Origin of the sequence: Dermacoccus sp. UBA1591, assembly GCF_002322065.1 — a bacterium.
In the GTDB taxonomy this organism is placed as follows: domain Bacteria; phylum Actinomycetota; class Actinomycetes; order Actinomycetales; family Dermatophilaceae; genus Dermacoccus; species Dermacoccus nishinomiyaensis.
Genome location: NZ_DCNR01000116.1, coordinates 36560 through 41557, shown reverse-complemented (window position 1 = coordinate 41557; position 4998 = coordinate 36560). Strand labels below are relative to the sequence as shown.

General features: G+C 68.4%; 5 protein-coding genes. 2 read left to right on the top strand and 3 right to left on the bottom strand.

Annotated elements, in window-relative coordinates; all coding sequences use genetic code 11:
- Positions 1 to 238 precede the first annotated feature (238 nt).
- Together B2284_RS13485 and B2284_RS13480 are read right to left on the bottom strand one after the other, a co-directional pair.
- The gene (locus tag B2284_RS13485) at positions 239 to 1675 is read right to left on the bottom strand and encodes an MFS transporter (protein WP_240742525.1); all 1437 of its coding nucleotides are present in this window, start codon (positions 1673 to 1675) and stop codon (positions 239 to 241) included.
- Between the two features lie 406 nt (positions 1676 to 2081).
- Positions 2082 to 2765: a cobalamin B12-binding domain-containing protein gene (locus B2284_RS13480; protein ID WP_062257211.1), complete on the bottom strand. Its 684-nt coding sequence runs from the start codon at positions 2763 to 2765 to the stop codon at positions 2082 to 2084.
- A 127-nt stretch (positions 2766 to 2892) separates the two neighbouring features.
- Between B2284_RS13480 and B2284_RS13475 the strand changes: the two genes are divergently transcribed.
- Positions 2893 to 3699 carry an alpha/beta fold hydrolase gene (locus B2284_RS13475; protein ID WP_062257213.1) on the top strand — a complete coding sequence of 269 codons (807 nt, stop codon included), beginning with the start codon at positions 2893 to 2895 and terminating at the stop codon, positions 3697 to 3699.
- Positions 3700 to 3764: 65 nt separating this feature from the next.
- Here B2284_RS13475 and B2284_RS13470 read toward each other — a convergent pair whose 3' ends face one another.
- Complete coding sequence (locus tag B2284_RS13470; RefSeq protein ID WP_231729447.1) at positions 3765 to 4622, bottom strand: FkbM family methyltransferase; 858 nt, start codon at positions 4620 to 4622, stop codon at positions 3765 to 3767.
- A gap of 169 nt (positions 4623 to 4791) precedes the next feature.
- Between B2284_RS13470 and B2284_RS13465 the strand changes: the two genes are divergently transcribed.
- The coding region (locus tag B2284_RS13465; RefSeq protein ID WP_286697638.1) for a DUF1648 domain-containing protein at positions 4792 to 4998 on the top strand (207 nt) is incomplete at its 3' end.

Sequence of the window (4998 nt, the reverse complement as noted above, 5' to 3'; positions counted from 1 at the left end):
CGACCAGTTGAATCCGCCTAGGGCATGCCATTCAGTCTGACGCACCGCTCCGGCGGGCGCCCGCAGCGTCCTCGGCGAGCCGGGCATTCGCGACACGCGTTCAAGACGATCGACGGACGCGAGCGACGCGCGGCGGGTACCTGTCGTTCAGCCCGTCAGTCCAGCCCCGCACATACGAAGCGGGCCGCCCCTCCACGTGGGAGGGGCGGCCCGCTCGGCATGCGACGAGGTGCGTAGCTCAGCTCTTGGTGAGCACCTCGTCGGCCTCCTCGTACGGAGCGTCCTCACGGACGCCGGCGGCCTTGAGCTGGTCGGCCTCGGCGTGCAGATCCTTGACGACGCACTGCGCCTCGTGGTCGTGCTCGACCGACGGGGCCGAACCCCACAGCGGTCGGCCGTTCGACTCGGGCAGGAAGTGCACCGAGACGAGGCCGATGACGCCCGCGATGATGAGGATGTACGCGGGCCACATGAGGTTGCCGGTCGCGTCGACGAGAGCGCCCGTGTAGAGAGCCGTCGTGCCGCAGAACGCGGAGATGAAGATGTTGAACGCGATCGACAGCGCACCGGCGCGCACGGCCGTCGGGAACAGCGACGGCAGCGTCGACGGCATCGTGGCGCTGAAGCAGATGAGCGACAGACCCATGATGATGAGACCCGCGATGACGGAGCCCTCGGTGTTGCGCGTGATGAGCATCAGCGACGGGAACGCCAGCACGATCAGCATGACGGAGCCGATGCGCACGATCGTCTTGCGCCCGATGCGGTCGGAGGCCAGACCGATGAGCGGGATGATCGCGAGGCAGACCGCCATGACGATGATCTGCGAGACGTTGTTCATGTTGTCGCTGATGCCCTGGCCGCCCTTGTGGTCGGTGACCGTCGACAGGAAGCTCGGCATGTACGCCGTCAGCATGTAGTTCGTGACGTTCCACGCGATGACGAGGCCGCCGCAGACGAGCATGGCGGGCCACATCTTGAACGTGTCCTTGAGCGAGACCTTGTTGTCCTTCTCGCGCTGCTCCGACTCGGCCTCGAGGGCCTCGAACGCCGGGGTGTCGCCGAGCTTCGAACGCAGATAGACGCCGATGAAGCCGAGCGGCAACGCGAGGAAGAACGGCAGGCGCCAACCCCACGAGTGCAGCTGATCGGTCGTGCACAGCGCCATGACGAGCGCCGACATGCCGGCACCGAGCAGGTAACCGGTGAACGTGCCGACCTCGAGGAGGCTGCCGAGGAAGCCGCGCTTCTTGTCGGGCGCGTACTCGGCGATGAACGTCATCGCGTTGCCGTATTCACCACCGGTCGAGAAGCCCTGCAGGACGCGGCACAGGAACAGCAGGACGCAGGCCCAGACGCCGGCGTGCGCGTAGTCCGGGATGAGGCCGATGGCGACGGTCGCGCTGGCCATCATGATCATCGTCATCGCGAGGACCTTGTTGCGACCGATGCGGTCGGACAGCGGGCCGAGGATGATGCCGCCGAGCGGGCGGAAGAGGAAGGCGACGGCCATGAGCGCGTACGTCATGAGCGTCGCGGCGGAGCCCTCGAGCGGCATGATGACGTCACCGATCGTGAGCGCCATGTAGCTGTAGACACCGAAGTCGTACCACTCGGTGATGTTGCCGATCGCGGCGGCGCCGATGGCGCGCTTGATGACGTCGGGGTGCGTCACCGTCACCTCGTCGACAGACCATCGTCGACGAACACTGTCCGGTCCGAACATGTGGTTTGCCCCTTTCACACGTGGGTCGGTTGTCTGACGTTTCTTCGCGAGGCTATGGGAGTTCTCGACCCGGCACCAAACAGCAATCTGGCTGCAAATCAAGCAGATTGACAAAAGATCGACTGTCGATTCGCCGCCGTCGCGGGTTGCGAAGGTGGGGTTTGGACGCCAGGTGACCACGTCGTGAGACGACGTAACGGCCTGTGCGCGTAGGGCGTTGAGGGGATGGCGAGGCTGGGAGCCGCTTCGGCGCAACCCCTCAGGAAGCTGAGGGCCCGAGGGGCGCTGCGCCGCCGCTGGCCGGCGGATCAGCCGGGACGATGATGTGTCGACCCTCACACGCCATCGGGTGCGTTCAGGCCGGGCGAGGTACCCGCGCCGGGTCGACGAGAGGCGCAGCGAGTCGGCCCGTCACGACGTCGGCGGCCTCGCGCCAGTCGTCCCCGAGGGCGACGACGCCGGGCGCGCCCGCGAGGGTCGCGCCGGGGCCGGCGACGTAGACGGGTGTCGAACGCGCCATGACCGTCAGCTCCGAACGGCGGGCCGCGAACGACGTCGCCTTCATCCCCGAGATGACGCACGCCCGCGCGCTGGTGGCGCGCACGGCGGCACTCGTCGCGGCCCACGGGGTGTTGGCGCCGAGCACGAGCGGCGCCCAGCCACGTTCGACGAGCATCGACGAGAACAGGTGGTTGGGCAGGTCGTGCAGTTCGCCGGGCGGGCACGTCAGGACGACGCGGGGGCGCGCGTCGCGCTCTGACTCGGTGCGAACCGCCTCGCCTCTGAACTCCGAGACGACGGAGCGGACGATGTTCGACGCGTGGTGCTCGTGCATGACGCTGAGTTCGCCGGCCGACCACATGACGCCGACGTGGTGCAGCGCGGGCACGAGGACGTCGGCGACGAGGGCATCGATGCCGTGTTCGTCGCGAGCACGAGCGAACTCGGCGCGCAGCGCATCCTCATCGAGGGTGAGGACGGCGTCGAAGATGCGCCGGCCTACCTCGGCCGTGAGGATGTCGTTCGTCTGCAGATCCATCGTCAGATCAACATATCGCGCGGACCTGCCGGGGCGAGGTGTCATTCGTCCTGTGCGGCATGGTCTTTCGCTGTTCGCTGTTCGCTGTTCGCTGTTTGCCGGAGCCCCGGGTCTCTAGGCTCGTGGCATGAACTTCGTCGAACACGGCTCCGGTACCCCCATCGTGCTGCTTCACGGCTTCGACGCCGACCACCGGCTCGTGCTGCCGTTGGAGTCGGCCTTCACCGCGGGTGCGGCGCGCGAGGACGTCGCGACGACGGGCTGGCGTCGTCTCTATCCCGATCTGCCGGGCTTCGGCAGCACCCCGATCGGTGACGCAGCGAGCACCGACGACGTCGTCGAGCGTGTGCTTGCGTTCGTCGACGAGCAGATCGGTGACGTATCGTTCGCCATCCTCGGTGACTCGTTCGGCGGGATGGTCGCCCGCGCTGTCGCGCACCGCCGTCGCGAGCAGGTGCTCGGGTTGGGCCTGCTCGCGGCGGTATTCGTCGCGGACTCCGATGCCCGTAAGACGCCGGAGCAGACGGTGCTGCGACGCGATGACGACGCCGTCGCCCAGGTCGGGGACAAGGCCGACGACTACACGGCCGTCGCCGTGGTGCAGAGCGACGACACAGCCCGTCACTTCCTCGAGTTCGCCGCGCCCGGAGCCGAACTGGCTGACAAGGACGCGATGAAGAAGCTGACGGAGAACTACGAGCTGGGCGAGCAGCCCGAGGACGAGGCGCCCTTCGAGAAACCGACGCTCATCCTCACCGGCCGCCAGGACCACCTCGTCGGCTTCGGCGACGCGCTGCGCCACCTCGAGCACTACCCGCGCGCCACGTTCGCGACGCTCGACGGCGCCGGCCACAACGCCCACCACGAACGCCCCGACCTCGTCAGCGCCCTCGTCGCCGACTGGCTCACCCGCATGCGCGACCTGCCCGCCTGACGGGGTGTGACGGCGGGCTTGACGGGCGGCCGGATGGCGTCGTCCGGGTGGCGTCGCTCCGCGCGTCAGACCGGGTGGCTGCGGTAGGCAGCCTCGGCTGACGGGTCGAGCGCTCCGCGACGGATGAGTTCGCGCAGAGCGAGCAGCGCGACGCCGTGCTGGTCGTACATGTGATGCATGACGAGCGCGAGGTGCTTGAGTGCCTCGTCGTCGACGGTCTCGGCGTTCTCGAGGCGGGCGAGATCGCGCACGTAGAGCATGTCGGCCTCGACGAGCTGACGTGCGTGCGCCTCGTCGGTCGGCGCGTCGCGACCAGCCCACTGCACCGGCGCGAGCGGCCAGGTCTTCGTCGCGACGAACGCCTGTGGCACGAATCCCTGCGCGCGCAGCTCGACGTCGACATCGGCGAACGTCGGCTGATCGACGTAGAGACGGTGAAAGTTCACCTCGAGCTGGATGCTCGTCGCCGTGCGCAGGCGCTCGCGGCCGTTTCGGAAGATCATCAGCTCGGCGCCCTGCACGTCGATCTTGAGGTGGTCGAGCAACTCGATCTCGGTGATGTCGTCGAGGCGGGTCGTGTCGACGTCGACGCGGTCGACGACCTCGGCGAGCCGCGGGAAGTCGGTGAGCAGGTCGAGTTGCGGGGCGTCCGGTTCGAACAGGCTCGTGAATCCCGATTCGGCGCACACGTGCAGGGTGTGACGCTCGCCGTCACCGATGGCCGCAGGCAGGTAGCGCTCGTGCGGCCCGGCGGCGCGCTCGAGACGCGCGAGGGCGTCGGGTTGCGGCTCGAATCCGGTGACGCGGCACAGACCGTCGCGCAGCATCGGCAGATAGGGCGGGGTGTCGACCAGGGGGTTCGCGCCGATGTCGACGACCTCGGTGAGGCGGCTCGGCTGCATTAGTTCCCGTAGAGCGGACATCGATGCTCCTTCGCGACGGCATGACGGGTCGTCGCAGTCTCTCAGGTGCGCGCGGATCCTTCGTCCGTGGGCAGGGGGAAGGGCGACCCGGCCATGCGCCGGACGGGTCGCGCCGGGGTCGATGCGCCCGTCTCCCCCAGAGGTGCCGGGCGTGGCATAGCGTGAGGTGGTGACGCAGACCTCCCGCTGGGACACCGGCTTTCCCGACCCCGAGCAACTGCGCGAGACGGCCCGTCAGGCGCGTCAGCTGCCGACCGAACCGATGAGCCGGGGCGTGCGCGCGATCGTCGGTGGGGCCGTGGCCGTCTGGCTCGTCACTGTTCTCGTCGTCTATTCGACCCTGCCCGAACGCGTCCCGACGCACTGGGACGGCTCG

Bases quoted from the DNA above. Each gene is read 5' to 3' on its own strand.
- B2284_RS13475 (WP_062257213.1), top strand. From the start codon at position 2,893: ATGAACTTCGTCGAACACGGCTCCGGTACCCCCATCGTGCTGCTTCAC.
- B2284_RS13470 (WP_231729447.1), bottom strand. From the start codon at position 4,622: ATGTCCGCTCTACGGGAACTAATGCAGCCGAGCCGCCTCACCGAGGTC.
- B2284_RS13480 (WP_062257211.1), bottom strand. From the start codon at position 2,765: ATGGATCTGCAGACGAACGACATCCTCACGGCCGAGGTAGGCCGGCGC.